The sequence below is a fragment of the Mariniluteicoccus flavus genome, assembly GCF_054776655.1.
Map to the genome: position 1 here is coordinate 68,093 of NZ_BAAHBN010000008.1, position 20,366 is coordinate 88,458.

Consider the following 20,366-nt stretch of genomic DNA (forward strand, 5'->3'; position numbering starts at 1 on the left):
GCTGCGGTGGCACGGTAGGTTCGGACCATGGTTCCAGACGACCCGATCGACCTCGCCGAGCGCCGAGTCCAGCGTGCCATGGCCGAGTCGACGATGTGGCAGCCGCTCACCGCCGGGGCCGAGTCGGAGTTCCGAGTCGACCTCGAGCGGCTCAGGTTCGCTCCCTCGTTCGCGAGGTTGGCCGAGGTGACGCAGGTCGTGACGCCGGGCGCCACCGACGGCGTCGTCCACAACCGGCTCACCCATTCGATCAAGGTCACCGCCCTTGCGCGCGCCATCGCCGTCGGGCTGCGCCAGCTCGCCTCGCCCGACGAGCTCGACCGCTGGGGCGGCCTCGACCACGTGGTCTGCCAGGCCGCGGCCGTCGCCCATGACCTTGGTCACCCGCCGTTCGGACACCTCGGGGAACGTACGCTGGATCGCGTCGCCCGCGAGCGCTTCGGGCTGACCGACGGCTTCGAGGGCAACGCCCAGACGTTCCGCATCATCACCGCACTCGAGGTCCACGGGCCGGGCGATGAGGGGCTGAACCTGACGGCGGCGGTGCGAGCCGGCGTACTCAAATATCCGTGGGGGCGCTTCCATGTCCCCTCGCCCCATCCGACGACCTGGGACGACCGACCGCGCGGGGCCGGTTCAGGGCCCGACGGCGAGGGGGCGGCGAAGTTCTCCGCGTACGTGCCTGATCTTGAAGAGATGATCATGGTACGCGACGCCTTCGGCCTCGCGCCCGGGCGGCAGACACTCGAGTGCGCGGTCATGGACCTGGCCGACGACATCGCGTACTCGCTGCACGACCTGGAGGACTTCCACCGCTCCGGCGTCCTGCAGTTCTCGCCGATCTCGGGCGAGTTCCGCGGCTGGCAGGAGGAGCGGGGGTCGCTGGCGGCGATCCCGGACCGCTATCTGGCCGGCGACCTGCGGCTGGCGGGCGTGGGGCTCGAGCGACTGCGGCGGAATCTGGAGTCGAAGGACCGCTGGATCTATGACGACGACGCGTTCGCCGACGCCGTGCAGACCGTGGGCGAGGAGTTCGTCGACGAGGTGCTCGCGCTCCCCTATGACGGTTCGCGTGCGGCCGAGCGGGCGATCTCTGGCTTCGTCGGCAAGTGGATCGACTACTTCACGTCATCGATCCGCCTGCTGGACGACCCGACGCCGCGGTCGCCGCTGGTGACGCTGCAGCCGGTGGCGTGGCACCAGATGCAGGTGTTGAAGTTCGTCCACCAGTTCTTCGTGCTGCACCGACCCGACCTCACGATGGTGCAGCGGGGCCAGTCGCTGGTGTTGCAGCAGCTCGTCGAGACCTTCGACGCGTGGCTGTCGGACCGATGGGACGCGGCTCGGGCGCCGCGGCGACTGCTGGACCTGGTGGCGCTGTCGCAGGAGGCGTACGCGGTGACGCGCGACCGGCATCCGGCGTGGCTGGACGGCCACACCGACGACGCGGACGTGGCGCGCATGGCTCGGGGCCGGGGGATCATCGACTTCGTGGCGGGACTGTCGGACGGGCAGGCGCTGCGGTATGCGACGAAGCTGGGGCCGAGCAGCTCGGGGCTGCTGTGGGCGTCGGGGGTGTAGGGGCTGGGCGTTCTGGGCTGGGCTCGGGGCTGGGCTCGGGGTGTGGAAAGTGCACAGGTGTGCGCAACACGCTGGGTGGAGCTCGGCTCGGGGTGTGGAAAGTGCACAGGTGTGCGCAACACGCTGGGTGGAGCTCGACTGAGGCCGCGAAAACTGCACACGTGGGCACATTTCGCACGTGCGCAACGCAAACAGGCCCCAACCTGAGGTTGGAGCCTGGGCATCGGGCGGGTCGTCGTCGACCCGTCGGATATGAGCGATCAGAAGTTGCGGGCGTACTGGCGCTGCGACACCATGATCAGTTCGTCGCGGAGAGCGGGGGTGGCGGCGTTGTTGATGGCCTTGTTGATGGCGCGGTTGGTGCGAGCGGCCTCACGACGCTGACGGAGGTTCTGCGCGAACGACATTCGGATCAATCCTTCTGGGAAGTTGGGCGAGCGGGCCCCGATTTCGCGTCGCCGGCCTTCTGCGCGGCAACATCTCCATGATAGACGGGGCTATACGCAATAATCCACCTAGATATGCGCTTCGTGAGTTAACTCACACGTGAGATGAGCCACATCGGTTGGCCCGGGAAGCCGTCATGTGTGCCCCTGCGCGCATTTCGCGGCCTCAGCCCAACTCGGCCGTGCGTGTTGCGCACACCTGCGCGCATTCCGCGGCCTCAGCCCAGCTCCAGCCAGCGTGTTGCGCACACCTGTGCACTTTCCACACCCCGAGCCCAGCTCCACCCAGCGTGTTGCGCACACCTGTGCACTTTCCACACCCCGAGCCCAGCTCCACCCAGCGTGTTGCGCACACCTGTGCACTTTCCACCCCCCGAGCCCAGCCCGGCCCCACCCCCACCCAGAAATGACCACGACCCCCGCCGTCATATGACAGGGCGGGGGCCGCGGAGATCGGGGTCAGCGAACGCTGATGTGCACGTGGTCGCGGTGGTTGGCCGTGGCCGAGCCACGATCGCTCATCGAGCGCCAGCCCTCCGACGCGCGCTGCGTCGTCCAGATCTGCTGGTTGAAGATGACCTCGGTCACGCCGAGCGAGCCGGCGTTGGCGCGGACATAGTTCGCGATGGCCTGGCCCGTCGAGATGTCGGAGACCATCGCGTCGACCGCACGGCCCGACGGGTGCTCCACGTCCCAGTCGGGGCGCACGCCGATGTAGGACGACACACCCGAGCCGAAGCGTGCGCAGATCGCTTGGTGGACGCGCTCAGCGTTCGCGGTCACGCCCGGCAGGGGCCTGCACGCGCCGGTGGTCACCGGTGCCTGCGAACCGGCCTTCGGCGCGGCCGCGGCGGACTTCGTCGCCGGGGCCGGCGCCGGCGCCTTGGCGGCGAGGGCCGGCGAGTTGGCCGGAGCCGACTTCGACAGATATTCCGACGAGGCCCACGCAGCGCGATCGTTCAGGACGACCTGGTGGAAACCGCTCTGGGTCTTGCCGGTGATCGACACCTTGTCGCCACGGGACAGCGAGGCGACCTTGTCGCCCGAAGCGCTCGGAGTGGCGCGCACGTTGAGCGTCTCCGTCGCGAACATCGTGCCGTTGACCGAGGGCTTCTCGCTCGGCTTCGCGGTCTTCGACTGCTCGGGCGAGGCGGGAGCCGCGGGGGCGGCCGGCGCAGCGGCGACCAGGTTCGCCGGGGCCTGGCTCGGGGCGGGGGCCTCCGACGGCGTGGGCTCTTCGGTCGGCGTCGTCGTCGGCTCACCCAGCGGCTCGCGGTCCATGTCGCGCGAGATCTCGGGGGCCAGCGTACGGACGTCGGCCGGCGCCGCGGCCGTGACGGCCTCGGTCGAGCGGGCCGGCGTCATGGCGCCGCCCAGAACACCGAGGCCGACGGAAGCGGCCAGGATGCCGGGGAGGGCATACCTCCGGACGAAGGGGACCAAACCGGTCGCAACTTCGGCGTCAGGGGTGACGGTGGTGCTGGCGGGTGCGTCCGCGAGCTCCTCGCGGTGGGGCTCCTGCTGCAAGATGAAAGTCCTTCGTGTGATGTCTTCGTGACCTGTCGCGAGGAGTCTAAGACGAAGAACCCCAATTTTCATAGAATCCTCAGGAACGAGTCTCCCGTGCGCCGTCCCCACCGAAGAAGGCGCGCTGGATCGTCGGGGCGATCAGCCCGATGGTGCGACGAGCGGCGGCCTCGTCGCCATCGCTGAGCAACACCGTCACCAATCCGTCGGCGATGACCATCATCATGTGCGTGACGACCTCGGGATCCCCGCGCAGCGGGCCGAGCTGCTGCTCGCAGAACGCGATCGCCTGACGCACCGTCCGGCGCGCCGACTCCGTGCGTACGTTCGCCAGGTCCTCGAGGCCCGGCGTACGCAGGGCGTAGTGGTTGATCTCGAACGCCGCGAGCTGGGACCCGCGGTTGGCGAGCACGTGGTCGAGGAAGGCGTCCAACATGGCCTTGACGCTGAACTCCTGGCCCTCGGGGACCTCGACCGAGGCGAGTGCTCCCGACTCCTCCTCGGCCACCGCGCGGATGAGTTCGCGCATCAACTCCTGCTGGGACTCGAACACATAGTGGAAGCTGGCCAGCGGCATCTCCGCCTCGGCCGCCACCGCACGGGTCGTCGCGCTCGCCACGCCGTCGCGGGCGATGACACGCTTGGCCGCCTCGATCAACTTCTGCCGACGCTCTGCTGCGGGCATTCGCTGCATGGTCACACCACTTTCCATCGACGAGCCGGAGGCGCCCGTCGTCAGGGCATTGTTTCACGCCTCGTCACGCGGTGAGACCGCTGTGACCAGATCGTTGGAACGTCCACGGGTCGCGGATCTGCAGGGGTTGGGCGACCGCCTAGGGTTCCGGTGACGACGCACGCGCCACCCGCCTCCAGGAGACACCGTGACCGACCCCGCGCCCAGGACCCCGCCGCAGACACCGGCGGCCAGTGCCGGCGACCGGACCGTACGCCGCCCCGGCGCCCGTATCGGCTGGATCGCCGCGTGGGCACTCAGCCTCGTTCTCGCGTTCGTGCTGGGCCTGCAGAGCCGCCCGGCCGCGCGTACGACCGCGGCCGAGCCCGCAGCGCCGGGCGCGCCGGCCGCCACCACCCAGCCCGGCGCCGACACCCCCGCGGCGCGTCCTTCCCAGGACCCGAAGGTCACCGAGTTCCTGAAGACGCTCCCCCGCCGCACGCCGAACGACCCCACCGCGAAGGGTCGGCCCGACGCCAAGGTCGTGCTGATCGAGTGGTCCGACTATCGCTGTCCGTTCTGCGCGGTGTGGGCCAAGCGGACGATGCCGGAACTGCAGCGCTATGTCGACGACGGCACTCTGCGGATCGAATACCGCGACCTGCCGCTGTTCGGCGAGCAGTCCCTCAACGTGGCGGTCGCGGCCCGCGCGGCGGGGCGCCAGGGGAAGTTCTGGGACTACTCCAACGCGGTCTTCGCCGCCGCCCCCGGGTCGGGCCACCCCAACATCGGGCCGGCCGAGATCCAGACCTTCGCCAGGACCGCGGGCGTCCCCGACCTCGCGCGCTTCACCGCCGACCTGGCCGACCCGCAGCTCAAGGACCAGGTGCTCGCCGACGGCCAGCAGGCCCAGCAGATGGGGATCACCGGCACTCCCTTCTTCGTCGTCGGCACCACGCCGATCAACGGCGCCCAGCCGACCGCCACGTTCGTGCAGGCCATCGAGGCCGCGAAGCGCGGCTGAGCACGCCGTGATCGACATCGGGTACGCCGGGGCGCTGCTGGGCGGCATCGCCACGATCCTGTCGCCGTGCTCGGCGATGATGCTGCCGGCGTTCTTCGCGTACGCGTTCGCCAGCACGCGCCTCATCGTCGTGCGCACCGGAATCTTCTATCTCGGGCTACTGACCACGCTCGTGCCGCTCGGCGTCGCCGCCGGCTCGTTCGGCGCGCTGTTCACCCACCACCGCGGGACGTTCGTGACCGTGGCGGCGGCGGCCGTCGTCGTGCTCGGCCTGTTGCAGGCGCTCGGCGTGACCGTCCCCCTGCCGGGCCGGAGATCGGACGGCCCACCCCAGACCGGCGCGCTGTCGGTCTATCTCCTCGGCACCGTCTACGGCATCGCCGGGACCTGCGCCGGACCGATCCTCGGCTCGGTGCTCTCGGTCGCGGCGGTCGGCGGCAACGCGGTCCGCGGCGGCGTACTGCTCGGGATCTTCGCCGCCGGCATGGTCCTGCCGCTGATGGTGTTGGCGCTGCTCTGGGACGCGCTCGACCTCGGGCGGAGGGCGTGGCTGCGGCAGCGACCGGTCGCGCTGGGGCCGATCAGGACCACGGCGGGCCAGCTGGTGTCCGGCCTGCTGTTCGTCGCGATCGGCGTCGCCATGTGGCTCACCGACGGGTTCGCCGACCTCGGTGGGCTCGTCGGGGCCGAGCAGCAGCAGGGCATCGAGGTCTCCATCCTCGGCGTCGCCGCGCAGGTCGCCGACCTGGTCGTCGTGCTCCTGCTGGTCATGGTGACGGCGAGCTGCGTGGCGGTCCACCAGTGGGCGAGCGCGCGGAAGTGACCCGCGTACGAACCGACCCCGCGTACGCTTCGCCGCATGGACCTGCACGCACTCGCCCGCCGCTACTACGCGCTCGTGGACGCCGCGGACTTCCCGGCCATGCACGACCTGTTCACCGACGACTGCACCTATGAACGGCCGGGCTATGACCCGATCGTCGGGCGGGAGGCGATGGAGGCGTTCTATGGCGGCACGCGGGTGATCAAGCGGGGCCGCCACACGCTGCGCGACGTGGTCGTCGAGGGCGACGTCGTCGCCGTGCACGGCGACTTCGACGGCGAGCTGCGCGACGGATCGCAGGCCCACGAGTCGTTCGCCGACTTCCTGCACTACCGCGACGGGCTCATCGAGCGCCGGCGCTCCTACTTCTTCCGTCCCGCGGTCTGAGCCGGTTCCCGCGCAGGCCTACCCGCGGGTAGGCCGCGGTCCCTACGATGGGGACATGAGCGAACCGATCTCGTACGCCGACACCGTCGCCTCCCTGCGCCGCACGTTCGACTCGGGGCGTACGCGGCCCCTCGAGTGGCGGGAGGCCCAGCTGCGCGCGATCCAGGAGATGGTGGCGACCCACGAGGCCGAGTTCGCCGAGGCCCTGGCCGCCGACCTGGGCAAGCCCGCCGACGAGGCGCGCATGTTCGAGCTCGCCGTGATCTCGGGCGAGGTGGACCACTTCCTCCGCAACCTCCACACGTGGACCGGGCCGAGGCGGGTCGGCGTACCGGCGTCGTTGCTGCCGGCGAGCGCGGCCATCGTGCCGGAGCCGCTGGGCGTGGTGCTGGTGATCGCGCCGTGGAACTATCCCGTGCAACTGCTGCTGTCGCCGCTCATCGGCGCGCTCGCGGCCGGCAACGCCGTCGTCCTGAAGCCGAGCGAGGTGACGCCGACGACGTCGGCGACGCTGGCGCGGCTCATCCCGCGCTATCTCGACCCCGAGGCGGTCACGGTCGTCGAGGGCGGGGTCGCGGAGACGACGGCGCTGTTGAAGGAGCGGTTCGACCACATCCTCTACACGGGCAACGCGGCGGTGGGTCGTGTCGTGATGCGGGCGGCGGCCGAGCACCTCACGCCGGTCACGCTCGAGCTGGGAGGCAAGTCACCCGCGTACGTCGACGAGCACGCCGACCTGGTGACGGTCGCCCGCCGCATCGTCTGGGCGAAGTTCATCAACGCGGGCCAGACGTGCGTGGCGCCCGACTATGTGCTGGTCACGCCGAAGGCCCACGACGAGCTCGTGCGCCAGCTCGGGCTGGCGATCCGGGCGAGCTATGGCGAGCAGCCGCGCACGAGCCCGGACTATTCGAGGATCGTGAACACCAAGCACTTCGACCGGGTCGTGGGGCTGCTCGCGAGCGGGACGGTGGCGCACGGCGGCGAGTCCGATCGCACCCAGCGCTATGTCGCGCCGACGGTGCTGACCGACGTGGCCGAGGACGCGCCGGTGATGGGCGAAGAGATCTTCGGGCCGATCCTGCCGGTGCTTCAGGTCGCGAACCATGACGAGGCGATCGCCTTCGTGAACGCGCGCGAGAAGCCGCTGGCGCTGTATGTATTTTCGGGTGACAGGGACGTACGCCGGGCTTTCCGCGAGCGCACGTCCTCGGGCGGGCTGGTCGAGGGGGCCGCGCTGCTGCACCTGTCGTCGCACGACCTGCCGTTCGGCGGCGTCGGCGAGTCGGGCATGGGCCGCTATCACGGCAAGGCGTCGATCGACACGTTCTCCCACCTGCGCGCGGTGTTCACCAAGCCGCTGACGCCGGACACGCTGAAGATGATCTATCCGCCCTACACGGAGTGGAGCCGGAAGATCATGAAGGCGATGATGCCGTTGAAGGGGCGGAAGGGCTGAGGGGTTGTTGTGGCCGCCCGGGGGTGAAAAGTGCACAGGTGTGCGCATTTCGCGGTCTGGGAGGCGATGAGCTCGGCGTGTTGCGCACAGGTGTGCGCATTCCGCGGCCCGGGAGCGGTCGGACGGGTGAAAAGTGCACACGTGTGCGCACTTCGCGGTCTGGGAGGCGATGAGCTCGGCGTGTCGCGCACAGGTGTGCGCATTTCACATTCTTCCCCTCAGCGCCCCAGAACCCTGTCCAGATAAGGGTTCGCGAACACACGACCCGGGTCGAGCTCGTCGCGCAGCGCCAGAAAGTCGCCGAAGCGCGCATAGCGCGGCTCGAGGTCGACGCGTGACAGCGTGTGCATCTTTCCCCAGTGGGGTCGGCCGTCGTGGGCGAGAAGGATCTCCTCCACCGCACGGAAATAGGCCCGCTCGTCCTCGCGGTGATAGCGATGAACCGCGATATAGCCCGACTCGCGGCCGTGGGCGGTCGACATCCACAGGTCGTCGGCCGCCACTGCGCGACACTCCAGCGGGAACGAGATCTGCCAACCCCGCCTGGCGATCAGCGCCTCGATCTCCCGCATCGCGATCGGCAGTGCCTCCAGCGGCACGCTGTATTCGGTCTCGGTGAACCGCACCGTCCGCTTCGTCGTGTAGACGCTCGTCGACCAGTCGGTCATGGTGCGGTTGCCGGTGAAGCGGTCGGCGACCCTGTTCATCGTCGGCACCACGGCGGGCACGCGGGACCCCAGTCGGCACGTCAGCTCATAGAGCCCGTTGGCGACGAGGTCGTCATCGACGAACCGGCGTACGCGTCCCAGAGGTCTCAACTCCGTGCCGGCCGGCCGACGGTGTTGGGTCTTCGTCAGCGCCGTCGCGGTGTGGGGGAACCAGTAGAGCTCGAAGTGGTCGACCTCGGAAACCCTGTCACCGAAGCGATCCAGCGCGTCGGCGAGGGGTTCGGAGCGCTCCACCGCCTCGAGCACGAACCGGTCGACGCACTGCAGGGTCACCTCGGTGACGATGCCGAGGGCGCCGAGCGACACGACAGCGGCTTTCGCCTCGTCGCCCTCGAGCCGGTGCACCCGGCCGACCCCGTCGACGAGCACGAGACCGACGACCTGGGTCGCCACCCCCCCGAAGCGCAGGCCCGTGCCATGGGTGGACGTCGACACGGCCCCGGCCAGCGACTGCTGGTCGATGTCGCCGAGGTTCTCCATCGCCAATCCCAACGGGGCAAGGATTCCCGGCATCTGGTGCAACCGCGTGCCGGCCTTCAGCGTCACCCGCTTCGCCTCGCGGTCGACCGACACCAGGCCCTGGCAGCGGTCGAGCGACACCTGCACGCCGGGAGCCTCGGCGATCGGCGAGAAGCTGTGCCCCGCACCGACGGCCTTGACGGTGAGCCCGCGGACCGCCGCGTCGACGACGAGCGCCGCGACCTCCTCCGTCGTCGCCGGAAGCGCCACCGCCACGGGATCGCAGCCGACGTTGCCGGCCCAGTTCGTCCACCTCACAGGAATGCCTTCCCCTCGCCGCGATAGGTCGTGAGCTCGTCGACCACGGCCCACCTGTCATCGGAATCGCTGGAATCCACCACCAGGAAGCGATCCACGTGTTCGCTCAGCTCACCGGCCTTGGCGTGGCGCAGCCAGACGCGGTCGCCGACGCGGAGCGTACGCGCGCCCCGGCCCACCAGTGGCGTCTGCACCTCACCGGCCATCTCATTCGGCAGCAGATGCAGGTGCTCGGGCCAGACCGGCGTCGGCTGGCGGTCGACCCCCGGCGGCCCCGACGCGATCCACCCGCCACCGAGCAGCGTCGCGGTGACGGGGTTGGGCCGGCGTACGACCGAGAGGCAGAAGGCCGCCGCCGGGGCCGGGGTGAACGCCCGGTAGTGGTCGAACAGGCGCGGCGCGAACAGTCCCGAGCCGGCGGCCACCTCCGTCACCGACGGGTCGGCCGACGTCGACTCGATCGAGCCGGTGCCCCCGCCGTTGACGAACTCGAGGTCCGCGACCTCGCGTACGGCTGCGACGACCTGCCCGCGGCGCTCGGTGAGCTCGGCGACCGAACGGCGCTGGAACTGACGGATCACCAACGTGCGGGCGCGGGCCGCCACCGCACCGGTGAGCACGTCACCGAGCCCGGCGATCTGTGCCTCGTAGCCCATCAGGCCCACGAGCCGGAACCCAGGTCGTTCGACCACGGCGCGGACCAGGGCGACGGCGTCGGCCGGCGTACGCACCGGCGAGCGGAAGACGCCGACGCGCAGGCCCGGCAGGTCATAGGAGACATCCATCTCGAGGCACACACGGATGACTGCGCGCCGGTCGGGCGCGACGGCCGCGTCCACCAGGTCGAGCTGGTCGACCGAGTCGATCATGATCGTGACGCGGCGGGCGAGGTCGGGGTCGGCGCCCAGCCGGGCCAGGGCCTCGCGGTCGGCCGTCGGATAGCCCACCACGACGTCGTCGATCCCCTGCTCGGCGAGCCAGAGCGCCTCCGGCAGGGCGTACGCGAGGACGCCGGCGAAACCGGGACGCCCGAGGATCTCCTCGAGGACCCCGCGGACGCGTACGGACTTGGAGGCGACGCGGATCGGGGTGCCCGCGGCCCGGCGTACGAGGTCGTCGGCGTTGGCGCGCAGCGCCGCACGGTCGAGGGTCGCGAGCGGGGTCGCGTACGCGCGGGTCGCCTCGGTGAGGGCGGGCCAGTACGCCGGGTCGTGCCAGGGATCGGCGCTCATGTCCCCATCCTATCTGGGTCAGGCGTCCCAACGGGAGGGTTTCGACGCGGAGGCCATCAACTCCGCCGTGGACGAGCTGATCCCGGCCAAGTTCCGTGGGCGCATCGACGTGGTGATCAACGGGTCCTACTGGCTCGGCGCTGCGGGCGGCGCGCTGTTGACGCTGCCATTGCTCGACCCCAATGTCGTGGATCCCAAGTGGGGTTGGCGTCTGGCGTTCGGCCTCGGCGCGGTCTTCGCGCTGGCGATCCTGGTCGTCCGCAAGAACGTGCCGGAGAGCCCCCGCTGGCTGTTCATCCACGGGCGCGCGAGGAGGAGGGCGAGCGCATCGTCCGCGATGTCGAGGACACCGTGGCGAAGCAGACGGGGACGAAGCTGGACAACCCGGACGACTCGATCACGATCCGCCAGCGCGAGTCGATCCCGTTGACGCTGATCGCGAAGACCGTGTTCACGATGTATCCGAAGCGGACCATCCTCTGCCTCGCGCTGTTCATCGGCCAGGCGTTCCTCTACAACGCGTTCTTCTTCACCTATGGCGACGCCCTGGGCTAGTTCTTCAAAGTGGAGAAGACGGGCTGGTACATCGCGGCGTTCGCCATGTCGAACTTCGTCGGCGCGCTGGCGCTGTCGCCACTGTTCGACACGCTGGGCCGCAAGAAGATGATCTCGGCGACCTATCTGATCTCGGGCGTGCTGCTGGCGGTGGCCGGGTTCATGCTGGGCGGGCTGTCGGCGGTGACGCTGACGATCTTCGGCTGCGTGATCTTCTTCTTCGCATCGGCGGGGGCGAGCGCGGCGTACCTCACGGCGAGCGAGATCTTCCCGATGGAGACCCGCGCGCTGTGCATCGCGTTCTTCTATGCGGTCGGGACGGCGGCGGGCGGCATCGCCGGCCCGCTGTTCTTCGGCAAGCTGATCGAGGACGCATCGAAGGCCCACGACATCACGCAGCTGGCGATCGGCTACTACGTGGGCGCGGCGCTCATGATCATCGGCGGCATCGTGGCGATGTTCCTCGCGGTCGCGGCCGAGGGCCAGAACCTGGAGAAGATCGCGGCGCCGCTGACCGCCGACGACGAGACGAGCGAGGACGCGGCGCCGGCGAAGGCGTGAGGGCCGGGTCCGCGTACAGGCCTCGGCTTCGGGTCCGCGTACAGGCCTCGGCTTCGCCTCGGCGCAACTTGTGCACACGCCTGCACGAGTTGCGTCGGGTTGCCGGCGTGTCGACGCAACTTGTGCACAGTCTGCGACCGGGCGTACGCGGCCTCGATGAGCCTGCGTACGACGGCGGCACCTGGATTGCTGACCTCGTACGCCGGCGTCGATGTCACGCATCGTCCAGAGTTCTCCGCCCATAGCCCTCTGTGGCCCTTCTGGAGCATCGAGTGGCCGATTCGTGACACACGGTCCAGCGGACGATTCGTGCTACCAGTCTGCCCCACCCGTCGCGTGTGCACGTACTGCGTCGACACGCCGGGGCGTACACCCAACTCGTGCAGTCGTGTGCACAAGTTGCGCCCGAGGCGGAGCCGAGGCAAGTTGCGCCCGAGGCGGAGCCGAGGCAAGTTGCGTCCCGAGGCGGAGCCGAGGCCGCAGCCGTACCGTGTTCAATACCCCATGGCCCACGATCCGATCACTCGCGCCCTTCGCCTCGCCGTACGCGCCGCCGGTGCACTGCCGACCCCGCTCAAGCGGCGCATCGCCGGGCCCCCTGTCGTCATCGACGGCCAGGAGCTCGACGTCGACGTCCAGCTCGCCCTCAAGGCCCTCAACGCCAACGGTGACACGTTCGAGACCAAGCCCCTCGGCGAGGCCCGCGAGGAGCTCGACGCCGAGGCGTTCGTGTTCGGCGCCGAGCCCGAGGTCGCCACACGCGAGACCACGATCCTCGGCCCCGCCGGCCCCATTCCCGTCCGCGTCCACACGCCGCCCCACACCGACCCCAGAACCAAGACCGCCGGCGCCCTCGTCTATTTCCACGGCGGCGGCTGGGTCCTCGGCGGCTTCGCCAGCGCCGACTCGTTCGCCCGGCGCCTCGTCCTCGACGCGGCCGTCACCGTCGTCAGCGTCGACTATCGCCTCGCCCCCGAGAACCCTTCCCGGCTGCGGTCGACGATGCCGTCGCCGCTTTCCGCCACGTCCGCGACCACGCCGCCGACTTCGGCACCACCCCCGACCGCGTCGCCGTCGGCGGCGAGAGCGCCGGCGGCAACCTCACCTGCGTCGTCGCCCAGCTCACCGCCGCAGACCCCGAGGGAGGCCCCCGATTCCAGCTGCCGATCTTCCCGGTCACCGACGCGAGCCGGCGTACGCGGTCCTATGAGCTCTTCGGCAGCGGCTTCTTCCTCACCGCCGCCCAGATGGAGTGGTATTTCGACCGCTACGTCCCCGACCACGCCGATCGCCGCGACCCGCGCTGCTCGCCCCTGCTCGCCGAGGACGTCGCCGGCGTCGCCCCCGCGTGCGTCGTCGTCGCCGGGTTCGACCCGCTGCGCGACGAGGGCCTCGCGTACGCCGAGAAGCTCGAGGCAGCCGGCGTTCCCACCGAGACCGTGCTGTTCGACGGGTTCATCCACGCGTTCGTCAATGCCCAGGGCTACGGCCTCAAGCCCGCCGCCGCCGCTCGCCGCAGCGCCTCCGCGCTCGCCGACGGCCTGCGCTGACCCCATGAGCCACCCACCCGTACGCCTGGTCGCCACCGACCTCGACGGCACCCTCCTGCGCCCCGACGGCATCGGACCCCGTACGCGCGCGGCCCTCGACCGCGTCCGCGCCCTCGGCGTCGCCGTCGTCCCCGTGACCGCCCGCCAGCCCATCGGCCTGCGGGACCTGATCCCCGCTGCCGGCTTCGACGGCTGGGCGCTCTGCTCCAACGGCGCCTTCTCCTGGCACACCGTGACCGGCGAGGTGGGCTTCGCCACCACCCTCGACCCCGCGGTCCAGCTCGACCTCGCGACCGCCCTCACTCACCATCGACCCGGCGTACGCTTCGCCTCGGTGCGCGGTCACGCCGCCGAGGGATTCCTGGCCCAGCAGGGATATCCCGACCTCGCCGCCTTCTCCGACCACAAGCGCCACCCCGCCGAGATGCCGACCGGAAACCTCCAGGAGGTGACCGCCGAGCCCGCCCTGAAGCTCGTCGCCCGCGAGCCCGACGCCACCCCTCAGGAGACGCTGGAGGCCCTCGAATCCCTTCGCCTCAACGGGTTCACCGCGACCCGCTCCGGCGCCCCGTTCATCGAGATCGCCCATCCCGACGTGACCAAGGCGTCCGGCCTCGCCCGCCTCTGCGCCCAGCTCGGCGTCGACCGCAGCGAGGTCGTCGCGTTCGGCGACGCCCCCAACGACGTCGAAATGCTTGCGTGGGCAGGGATCGGGATCGCCATGGGCGACGCCGACCCGGCCGCCAGGGAGGCGGCGGACATCACGCTGGAGGGCACGAACGCCGACGAGGCGGTGGGGGCGTGGCTTGACTCCTCGACTCGCTGGCGCTCGCTCGCAGAACGGTGAACCACTCGCTCCCAGAACGACGCCTCACCCGCAGGCCGGCGCCCCCGCGTACTTCTTGTCGGCGTCCGCCCACTCGTCGAACGCGTAGCGGCGGCCCAACCAGCCCCGCTCCCAGTCGCCCTGCGTCTTCGGGTCGGCCGCGTGGGCGGCCTCGTCCTTCAGGTGGCGCGTCCAGTCGCTGACCGGCCGATCGGCCGAATCCATGGCCCGCTTGACCATCGTCAGCCGCAGCGAGCACGCGTCGAGCCGCTTCGCCAGGTCCCCCGGCGCACCGGCCACCCACTGACACTCGGGCACCCCCGCGTACGCGGTGATCGCCTCACTGCGGCGCTTCAGCGACGAGCCGGCATCCGCCGCGGTGCGCTGCCACGTCGAGGCCCGCGCCTCGATGGTGATCTTCTGGGCGTCGAAGTCGGCGGTCGCGCCGAGGTGTTCCGCCCATCCCGCGAGGACCGTGCGCGACTCCGCGAGTACGCGGTCACCCGCGACCGCCTTCAGCCGGCAGTTCGCCAACTGGCGCTCGGCCACGGCCTGCTCACTCTCCGTCGGCGTCACGTCCGCCGACGCGGGAGCGACCGGCGCGGCGACCGCGGCCGGCGCGACTCGCTCCACCTCGCGTGAACCGATGGCCCAGAACACGAGGGCTGCCGCAAGCGCGACGCAGATGATGCCGCCGATCACGGCGAGGGCTATACGGGGCGATCGGCGCGGTCTGGGCTGCGGATCAGCTGCTCGGCGGGCGGGCGTGGACATAGGTGCCTCTCGGGGGTGGGATGGCGCCGTCATCGTAAGCAGATGGGGGTCAATCCCGCGAGAGTCCCCTTGCAGGTGTTACCGGTGAGTAGCATACTCGTACCAGAACCGTGAGTGACGTCACAGCGGCGTGCACGAGCCAATCACCACACCTGAGCCACGAGGGATCATGAGCCACTACAAGTCGAATCTGCGCGACACGAAGTTCAACCTGTTCGAGGTCCTCGGCCGCGACGCCGTCCTCGGCACCGGCCCCGCCGAGGACATGGACCGCGAGACCGCCGAGGCCGTCCTCGACGAGATGGCCAACCTCTGCGAGACGAAGATGGCCGACGTCTTCGCCGAGGCCGACCGCGAGCCGCCCGTCTACGACCCCGAGAACCGCACCGTGACGATGCCGGAATCGACCAAGAAGGCCTTCAAGGCCTACATGGACTCGGAATGGTGGCGCGTCGAGCTGCCGGCCGAGCTCGACGGCCAGCCGACCCCGCCGTCGCTGCGCTGGTCGATCATGGAGTTGATCCTCGGCGCCAACCCCGCCCTCTACATGTATTCCGCCGGCCCCAAGTTCGGCGAGGTCGTCTGGCACAACGGCACGGAGCGCGACAAGTTGATCGCCAAGCACATGGTCGACCGCCAGTGGGGCGCCACCATGATCCTGACCGAGCCCGACGCGGGTTCCGACGTCGGCGCCGGCCGCACGAAGGCCTTCCCGCAGGAGGACGGCACCTGGCACATCGAGGGCGTCAAGCGGTTCATCACCTCGGGCGAGCAGGACATGACCGAGAACATCATGCACCTCGTCCTCGCCCGCCCCCAGGGCGTGGAGGGCGTCGGCGGCCCCGGCACCAAGGGCCTGTCGCTCTTCCTGGTGCCCAAGTTCATGTTCGACCTCGAGACCGGCGAGGTGCACACCGACCAGCGCAACGGCGTCTATGCCACCAACGTCGAGAAGAAGATGGGCCTCAAGGTCTCGACCACGTGCGAGATGACGTTCGGCGACGGCGCCCCCGCGGTGGGCTGGCTGCTCGGCGAGGTCCACAACGGCATCGCCCAGATGTTCCAGGTCATCGAGCACGCCCGCATGATGGTCGGCACCAAGGCGATGGCCACGCTGTCGACCGGCTACCTCAACGCGCTGGAGTACGCGAAATCGCGCGTCCAGGGCGCCGACATGCTCACCCCGGCCAAGGACGCGCCGCGCGTCACGATCACCCATCACCCCGACGTACGCAGGTCCCTGATGACCCAGAAGGCCACGTCGGAGGCGCTGCGCCTGCTGGTGCAGTACACCGCGACGCTGCAGGACGACGTCTGGTTCTCCGCCGCCCGCGGCGAGGTCGACGAGATGGCCGAGCGCGTGAACGACCTGCTGCTGCCGATCGTCAAGGGCTATTGCTCCGAGCGCGCCTGGACCCTGCTCGGCACCGAGTCGCTGCAGACGTTCGGCGGCTCGGGCTTCCTGCAGGACTATCCCATCGAGCAGTACGTCCGCGACGCCAAGATCGACACCCTCTATGAGGGCACCACCGCGATCCAGGGCCAGGACCTGTTCTTCCGCAAGATCGTGCGCGACAAGGGCAAGGCCATCGGCAAACTCGCCCAGGACGTCGAGGACTTCCTCGAGGCCGGCGGCCCGCTCGAGGCCGAGCGCGCGCTCCTGCAGCGCGGTGCCGAGGACGTGGCGCTGATGATCCAGCACCTCATCGGGCTGCTCCAGGGCGCCGATCCCCGCAACGGGGGCGACCCGCGCAATGTCTACAAGGTCGGCCTGAACACCAGCCGCCTGCTCATGGCACTCGGCGACATGATCTGCGCGAAGCTGATGATCCAGGCCGGCGAGGTCGCGCTGGCCAGGCTGGAGGGTGCGTCCGGTGCCGACAGGGACTTCTATGAGGGCAAGGTCGCGTCGGCGAAGTGGTTCGCCCGCACCTACCTGCCGAAGCTGACCTCTGAGCGCAAGATGCTCGAGGCCACCGACGTCGACATCATGGAGCTGCCGGAATCGGCGTTCTGATCTTCCCCCCACGTACGCAGCGCCCGGCCGGTCCTCCGGCCGGGCGCTCCTCGACTCGCTGGCGCTCGCTCGGAGAACGTGAGGCTGCGGCCGAGACGAGGAGGCAGCTCCTCGTCTCGCTACGCTCGCTCGGAGAACGTCAGTACGCGCCCGGCCGGTCCTCCGGTCGCGCGCTCCTCGTCTCGCTTCGCTCGCTCGGAGAACGTGAGGCTGCGCTTCGAGACGTCGTCGGCCACGCAATGGTCACGGTCTGTTGAACGAAACGAGAACTTCTTGGGCGGGTGCTTGCCGCGTACCCCCTCCCCGTAGGAGGTTGGCTCAGGCATCCCATGGGCACGAGCCGTGGGGACCCGACACCAAGGAGAGTCAATGCAGATCCCAGGCTGGATTCGAGGGGCCGCATCCGTTTGCGCCCTCGGTCTCGTCGCCGGGACCATGGCCTCGAGCGTTGCGTACGCAGCGCCGACGGCCGCCCCGACCGCGACCCCCACCACCACCGCGACGCCCACCACCACCGCGACGCCGAGCGCCACCGCGACCACGCGTACGCCGGCCACGCCGCAGGCCGCCCCGGCCGAGACGTGCCAGGTCCCGAACAAGCTGACCATCCTCAGCTTCAACGACTTCCACGGGCGCATCGCGAAGTCCGGACCCGACACGGTCGGGTTCTTCGGCGACATCGAGAAGCTGCGCAAGGCGGCGGGCGAGGCCAACACCCTGCTCCTCTCCAACGGTGACAACATCGGCGGCTCGCTGTTCGAGTCGGCCTCCCAGCAGGACAACCCGACGATCGACGTGCTGAACGCGGCCGCGCTCGACGCGTCGGCGGTCGGCAACCACGAGTACGACAAGGGCCAGGGCGACTTCAACGACCGGGTCCAGCCGCGCGCGAAGTTCGGCTACCTCGCGGCGAACATCATCCGCAAGCCCGGTTCCGCGGCGAACGCCAACGACCCCAAGCCCTACCAGATCTTCGACCGCGCCGGCGTGAAGGTCGCGGTGATCGGCGCTGTGACCAAAGACCTGCCGGCGCTCGTCTCGCCCGCCGGCCTCGAGGGCCTGGAGGTCACCGACCCCGTCGACGCCGTCAACAAGGCCGCCGGCGAGCTCAAGGACGGCAACCCCGCCAACGGCGAGGCCGACGTCATCATCGCCTCCTACCACGAGGGCGCCATCGGCAGCGGCGCCTACGCCGACGAGGCCGCCCGCTCCGCCGTCTTCAAGAAGATGGTCGAGGGCACCGACGCCCGCGTGAGCGCGATCTACAACGCCCACACCCACCAGACGTACGCGTACGACGGCCCCGCCGCCGGTGGCGCGCGCCCGGTCATGCAGTCCGGTCAGTACGCCGGCCTCATCGGCAAGGTCGAGATCGCCGTCGACGCGACGACCAAGCAGGTCGGCTCGTGCTACACGAAGGCGAACATCAAGCCGTCGATGACCGCGGCCGACGCCGTGGCCGCCTACCCGCGGGCGGCGACCATCAAGACGATCGTCGACGGCGCCATCGCCCAGGCCGCCGTCGTCGGCGCGAAGGTCATCGGCAACGCCACGGCGCCGGTCACCCGCGCGCTGCCCGGCGGCAAGGAGGACCGCGGCCGCGAGTCGGCGATGACGAACCTCGTCGCCCAGATGTTCAAGGACCAGCTCGGCAAGACCGACCCGAACTTCATCGGCGTCCAGAACCCGGGCGGCACCCGCGCCGACTTCGACGCCGGCGACATCACCTACAAGGAGGCCGCCTCGGTCCTCCCCTTCGCCAACACCCTGAAGACCACCCAGCTCACCGGTGCCCAGCTGAAGACGGTGCTCGAGCAGCAGTGGCAGCGCGACGCCACGGGCGCTGTGCCGAGCCGCGCGTACCTGCAGTTGGGCCTTTCGCAGAACGTGCACTACACCTATGACGAGTCGCTGGCCGAGGGCAGCCGCATCACCGGCATCTGGGTCTCCGGCAAGCCCGTCGACCCGGCGGGGGTCTACACCCTCGGGTCGGGCAACTTCCTGATCGAGGGCGGCGACAACTTCCGCGAGTTCCTCAAGGGCGCCAACACGCGCGACACCGGCCGCGTCGACCTGGAGGCGTGGGTCGACTACATCCAGCAGGTCAAGAGCGTCACGCCCGACTTCGCCAAGCACGGCGTCTCGGTGAGGCCGACCCCGAAGCAGTTCGAGGCCGGCGTCGCCCAGACCTTCGCGGTCGGCGTACCCGTCACCGGCGCCAAGGCGCCCGACACGCTCGACCAGACCTCGACCGGCGCCACGCCGAACACGACCCTGGTGGCCGAGTTCATCCCCGCCGGCGGCAACCCGCGCAAGGTCGGCGAGGCCGCGGTCGTCAACGGCCAGGTCGCGTCGCTGTCCGTCACCATCCTCGGTGGCGGCCCCGGCACGTTGCGCCTCACCGCCATGCCGACCGCGACCATCGCGGAGTTCCCCGTCGTCGCGGGCGGCGGCACCTGCGGCCTGCGCGACAACGGCTGCTTCACCGTGACGCCCGAGGGCTCCACCTATTGGTCGGACAACTCCCCGGCCTCGCTGGTCAAGGGCGCCATCTATGAGAAGTGGGCCTCGCAGGGCTGGGAGAACGGCGCGCTGGGCTATCCGGTCATCAGCGAGGTCTGCGGCCTGGCGCAGTCCGGCTGCTTCCAGCGCTTCCAGGGCGGCCTGATCTATTGGACGCCCGCCACCGGCGCCCACATCGTCACGGGCGCGATCTTCGACAAGTGGGCCTCGATGGGCTGGGAGAACTCGGTGCTCGGCTATCCCGTCACCGATGAGTTCTGCGGCCTGCGCGACGGCGGTTGCGGCCAGCACTTCCAGAACGGCTCGATCTATTGGTCGCCGAACTCCGGCGCCTGGTCGGTCCGCGGCGCGCTCCGCGTGGCGTACGAGGCCACCGGCTGGGAGACCTCCCCGCTGGGCTATCCCACGTCCGACGAGTTCTGCGGGCTCCGCGACAACGGCTGCGGCCAGCGCTTCCAGGGCGGCCTCGCCCTGTTCTCGCCGGCCTCGGGCGCCCACCCGGTGTGGGGCGCGATCTATCGCGAATACGAGCGACTGGGCTGGGAGACCGGCTCGCTGGCCTACCCGACCAGCGGTGAGCGCTGCGGCCTGAAGAATGGCGGCTGCTTCCAGACGTTCCAGGGCGGTTCGATCTATTGGTCGCCCTCGACCGGTGCCCACCAGGTCTGGGGCGCGATCGCCGGCCACTGGGCGCGCAACGGCTGGGAGGCGGGCCGCTACGGCTATCCGACCGGCGGCGAGACCTGCGGCCCGGTCGGCAGCGCCTGGGAGTGCCGTCAGGACTTCCAGGGCGGTCGCATCACCTGGAACTCGGTGCGCGGCTTCATCTGATCCGTACGCAGGACCCCCGACTGTCACGTCGGGCGACCTCGGCCGGATGGCGGGCCCGGTCCCTTCGGGGGC

General features: G+C 70.1%; 17 protein-coding genes and 1 pseudogene. 12 read left to right on the forward strand and 6 right to left on the reverse strand.

Annotation, left to right across the window (positions count from 1 at the left end; genetic code table 11):
- Nucleotides 1–27 precede the first annotated feature (27 nt).
- Entirely contained in the window at nucleotides 28–1,581 is a 1,554-nt protein-coding gene (locus tag ACYVAG_RS13305) for a deoxyguanosinetriphosphate triphosphohydrolase family protein (RefSeq protein WP_460770388.1), read from the forward strand.
- Nucleotides 1,582–1,841: 260 nt separating this feature from the next.
- Here ACYVAG_RS13305 and ACYVAG_RS13310 read toward each other — a convergent pair whose 3' ends face one another.
- The 3 genes from ACYVAG_RS13310 to ACYVAG_RS13320 all read right to left on the reverse strand — a co-directional run bounded on the left by ACYVAG_RS13310 (nucleotide 1,842) and on the right by ACYVAG_RS13320 (nucleotide 4,239).
- A complete protein-coding gene (locus ACYVAG_RS13310; RefSeq protein ID WP_460770390.1) occupies nucleotides 1,842–1,988 on the reverse strand; it encodes a hypothetical protein in 147 nt (48 codons plus the stop codon).
- 498 nt (nucleotides 1,989–2,486) lie between these two features.
- Nucleotides 2,487–3,554 carry an SH3 domain-containing protein gene (locus tag ACYVAG_RS13315; protein WP_460770392.1) on the reverse strand — a complete coding sequence of 356 codons (1,068 nt, stop codon included), beginning with the start codon at nucleotides 3,552–3,554 and terminating at the stop codon, nucleotides 2,487–2,489.
- Between the two features lie 79 nt (nucleotides 3,555–3,633).
- The gene (locus ACYVAG_RS13320) at nucleotides 3,634–4,239 is read right to left on the reverse strand and encodes a TetR/AcrR family transcriptional regulator (protein ID WP_460770393.1); all 606 of its coding nucleotides are present in this window, start codon (nucleotides 4,237–4,239) and stop codon (nucleotides 3,634–3,636) included.
- 196 nt (nucleotides 4,240–4,435) lie between these two features.
- Here ACYVAG_RS13320 and ACYVAG_RS13325 point away from each other — a divergent pair, with 196 nt between their 5' ends.
- From ACYVAG_RS13325 to ACYVAG_RS13340, 4 genes are read left to right on the forward strand one after another with little or no spacing between them, the layout of a single operon-like run.
- Entirely contained in the window at nucleotides 4,436–5,251 is an 816-nt protein-coding gene (locus tag ACYVAG_RS13325; protein ID WP_460770395.1) for a DsbA family protein, read from the forward strand.
- Between the two features lie 7 nt (nucleotides 5,252–5,258).
- Nucleotides 5,259–6,074 carry a cytochrome c biogenesis CcdA family protein gene (locus tag ACYVAG_RS13330; RefSeq protein WP_460770397.1) on the forward strand — a complete coding sequence of 272 codons (816 nt, stop codon included), beginning with the start codon at nucleotides 5,259–5,261 and terminating at the stop codon, nucleotides 6,072–6,074.
- A 36-nt stretch (nucleotides 6,075–6,110) separates the two neighbouring features.
- The gene (locus ACYVAG_RS13335; protein WP_460770399.1) at nucleotides 6,111–6,461 is read left to right on the forward strand and encodes a nuclear transport factor 2 family protein; all 351 of its coding nucleotides are present in this window, start codon (nucleotides 6,111–6,113) and stop codon (nucleotides 6,459–6,461) included.
- A gap of 55 nt (nucleotides 6,462–6,516) precedes the next feature.
- Entirely contained in the window at nucleotides 6,517–7,920 is a 1,404-nt protein-coding gene (locus ACYVAG_RS13340) for an aldehyde dehydrogenase family protein (protein ID WP_460770401.1), read from the forward strand.
- A 218-nt stretch (nucleotides 7,921–8,138) separates the two neighbouring features.
- Here the strand turns inward: ACYVAG_RS13340 and ACYVAG_RS13345 are convergent, their stop codons facing one another.
- Together ACYVAG_RS13345 and ACYVAG_RS13350 are read right to left on the reverse strand one after the other, a co-directional pair.
- Nucleotides 8,139–9,425, reverse strand: a complete 1,287-nt coding sequence (locus ACYVAG_RS13345; RefSeq protein WP_460770402.1) for a D-arabinono-1,4-lactone oxidase — start codon at nucleotides 9,423–9,425, stop codon at nucleotides 8,139–8,141.
- Entirely contained in the window at nucleotides 9,422–10,657 is a 1,236-nt protein-coding gene (locus tag ACYVAG_RS13350) for an amino acid deaminase/aldolase (RefSeq protein WP_460770404.1), read from the reverse strand. The genes ACYVAG_RS13345 and ACYVAG_RS13350 overlap by 4 nt, the downstream gene beginning before the upstream one ends.
- Between ACYVAG_RS13350 and ACYVAG_RS13355 the strand changes: the two genes are divergently transcribed.
- The 5 genes and pseudogenes from ACYVAG_RS13355 (at nucleotide 10,656) to ACYVAG_RS13375 (ending at nucleotide 14,170) form a co-directional block, all read left to right on the forward strand.
- The gene (locus tag ACYVAG_RS13355) at nucleotides 10,656–11,087 is read left to right on the forward strand and encodes an MFS transporter (RefSeq protein WP_460770406.1); all 432 of its coding nucleotides are present in this window, start codon (nucleotides 10,656–10,658) and stop codon (nucleotides 11,085–11,087) included. The two genes, ACYVAG_RS13350 and ACYVAG_RS13355, sit on opposite strands and share 2 nt — an antisense overlap.
- Nucleotides 11,009–11,212: a hypothetical protein gene (locus tag ACYVAG_RS13360; RefSeq protein WP_460770476.1), complete on the forward strand. Its 204-nt coding sequence runs from the start codon at nucleotides 11,009–11,011 to the stop codon at nucleotides 11,210–11,212. Before ACYVAG_RS13355 ends, ACYVAG_RS13360 begins: the two co-directional genes overlap by 79 nt.
- A 9-nt stretch (nucleotides 11,213–11,221) precedes the next feature.
- The gene (locus tag ACYVAG_RS13365) at nucleotides 11,222–11,773 is read left to right on the forward strand and encodes an MFS transporter (protein WP_460770408.1); all 552 of its coding nucleotides are present in this window, start codon (nucleotides 11,222–11,224) and stop codon (nucleotides 11,771–11,773) included.
- Between the two features lie 504 nt (nucleotides 11,774–12,277).
- Nucleotides 12,278–13,323 (forward strand): annotated as a pseudogene (locus ACYVAG_RS13370) (alpha/beta hydrolase).
- A gap of 4 nt (nucleotides 13,324–13,327) precedes the next feature.
- Nucleotides 13,328–14,170, forward strand: a complete 843-nt coding sequence (locus tag ACYVAG_RS13375; protein ID WP_460770410.1) for an HAD-IIB family hydrolase — start codon at nucleotides 13,328–13,330, stop codon at nucleotides 14,168–14,170.
- Between the two features lie 24 nt (nucleotides 14,171–14,194).
- On the opposite strand, the gene ACYVAG_RS13380 is transcribed toward ACYVAG_RS13375, so the two are convergent.
- Nucleotides 14,195–14,851 (reverse strand): hypothetical protein, encoded by a 657-nt coding sequence (locus ACYVAG_RS13380; protein ID WP_460770412.1) that lies wholly within the window; start codon nucleotides 14,849–14,851, stop codon nucleotides 14,195–14,197.
- Nucleotides 14,852–15,092: 241 nt separating this feature from the next.
- Here ACYVAG_RS13380 and ACYVAG_RS13385 point away from each other — a divergent pair, with 241 nt between their 5' ends.
- Nucleotides 15,093–16,940, forward strand: a complete 1,848-nt coding sequence (locus ACYVAG_RS13385) for an acyl-CoA dehydrogenase (protein ID WP_460770414.1) — start codon at nucleotides 15,093–15,095, stop codon at nucleotides 16,938–16,940.
- A gap of 435 nt (nucleotides 16,941–17,375) precedes the next feature.
- Nucleotides 17,376–20,294, forward strand: a complete 2,919-nt coding sequence (locus ACYVAG_RS13390) for a 5'-nucleotidase C-terminal domain-containing protein (protein WP_460770416.1) — start codon at nucleotides 17,376–17,378, stop codon at nucleotides 20,292–20,294.
- Nucleotides 20,295–20,366 lie beyond the last annotated feature (72 nt).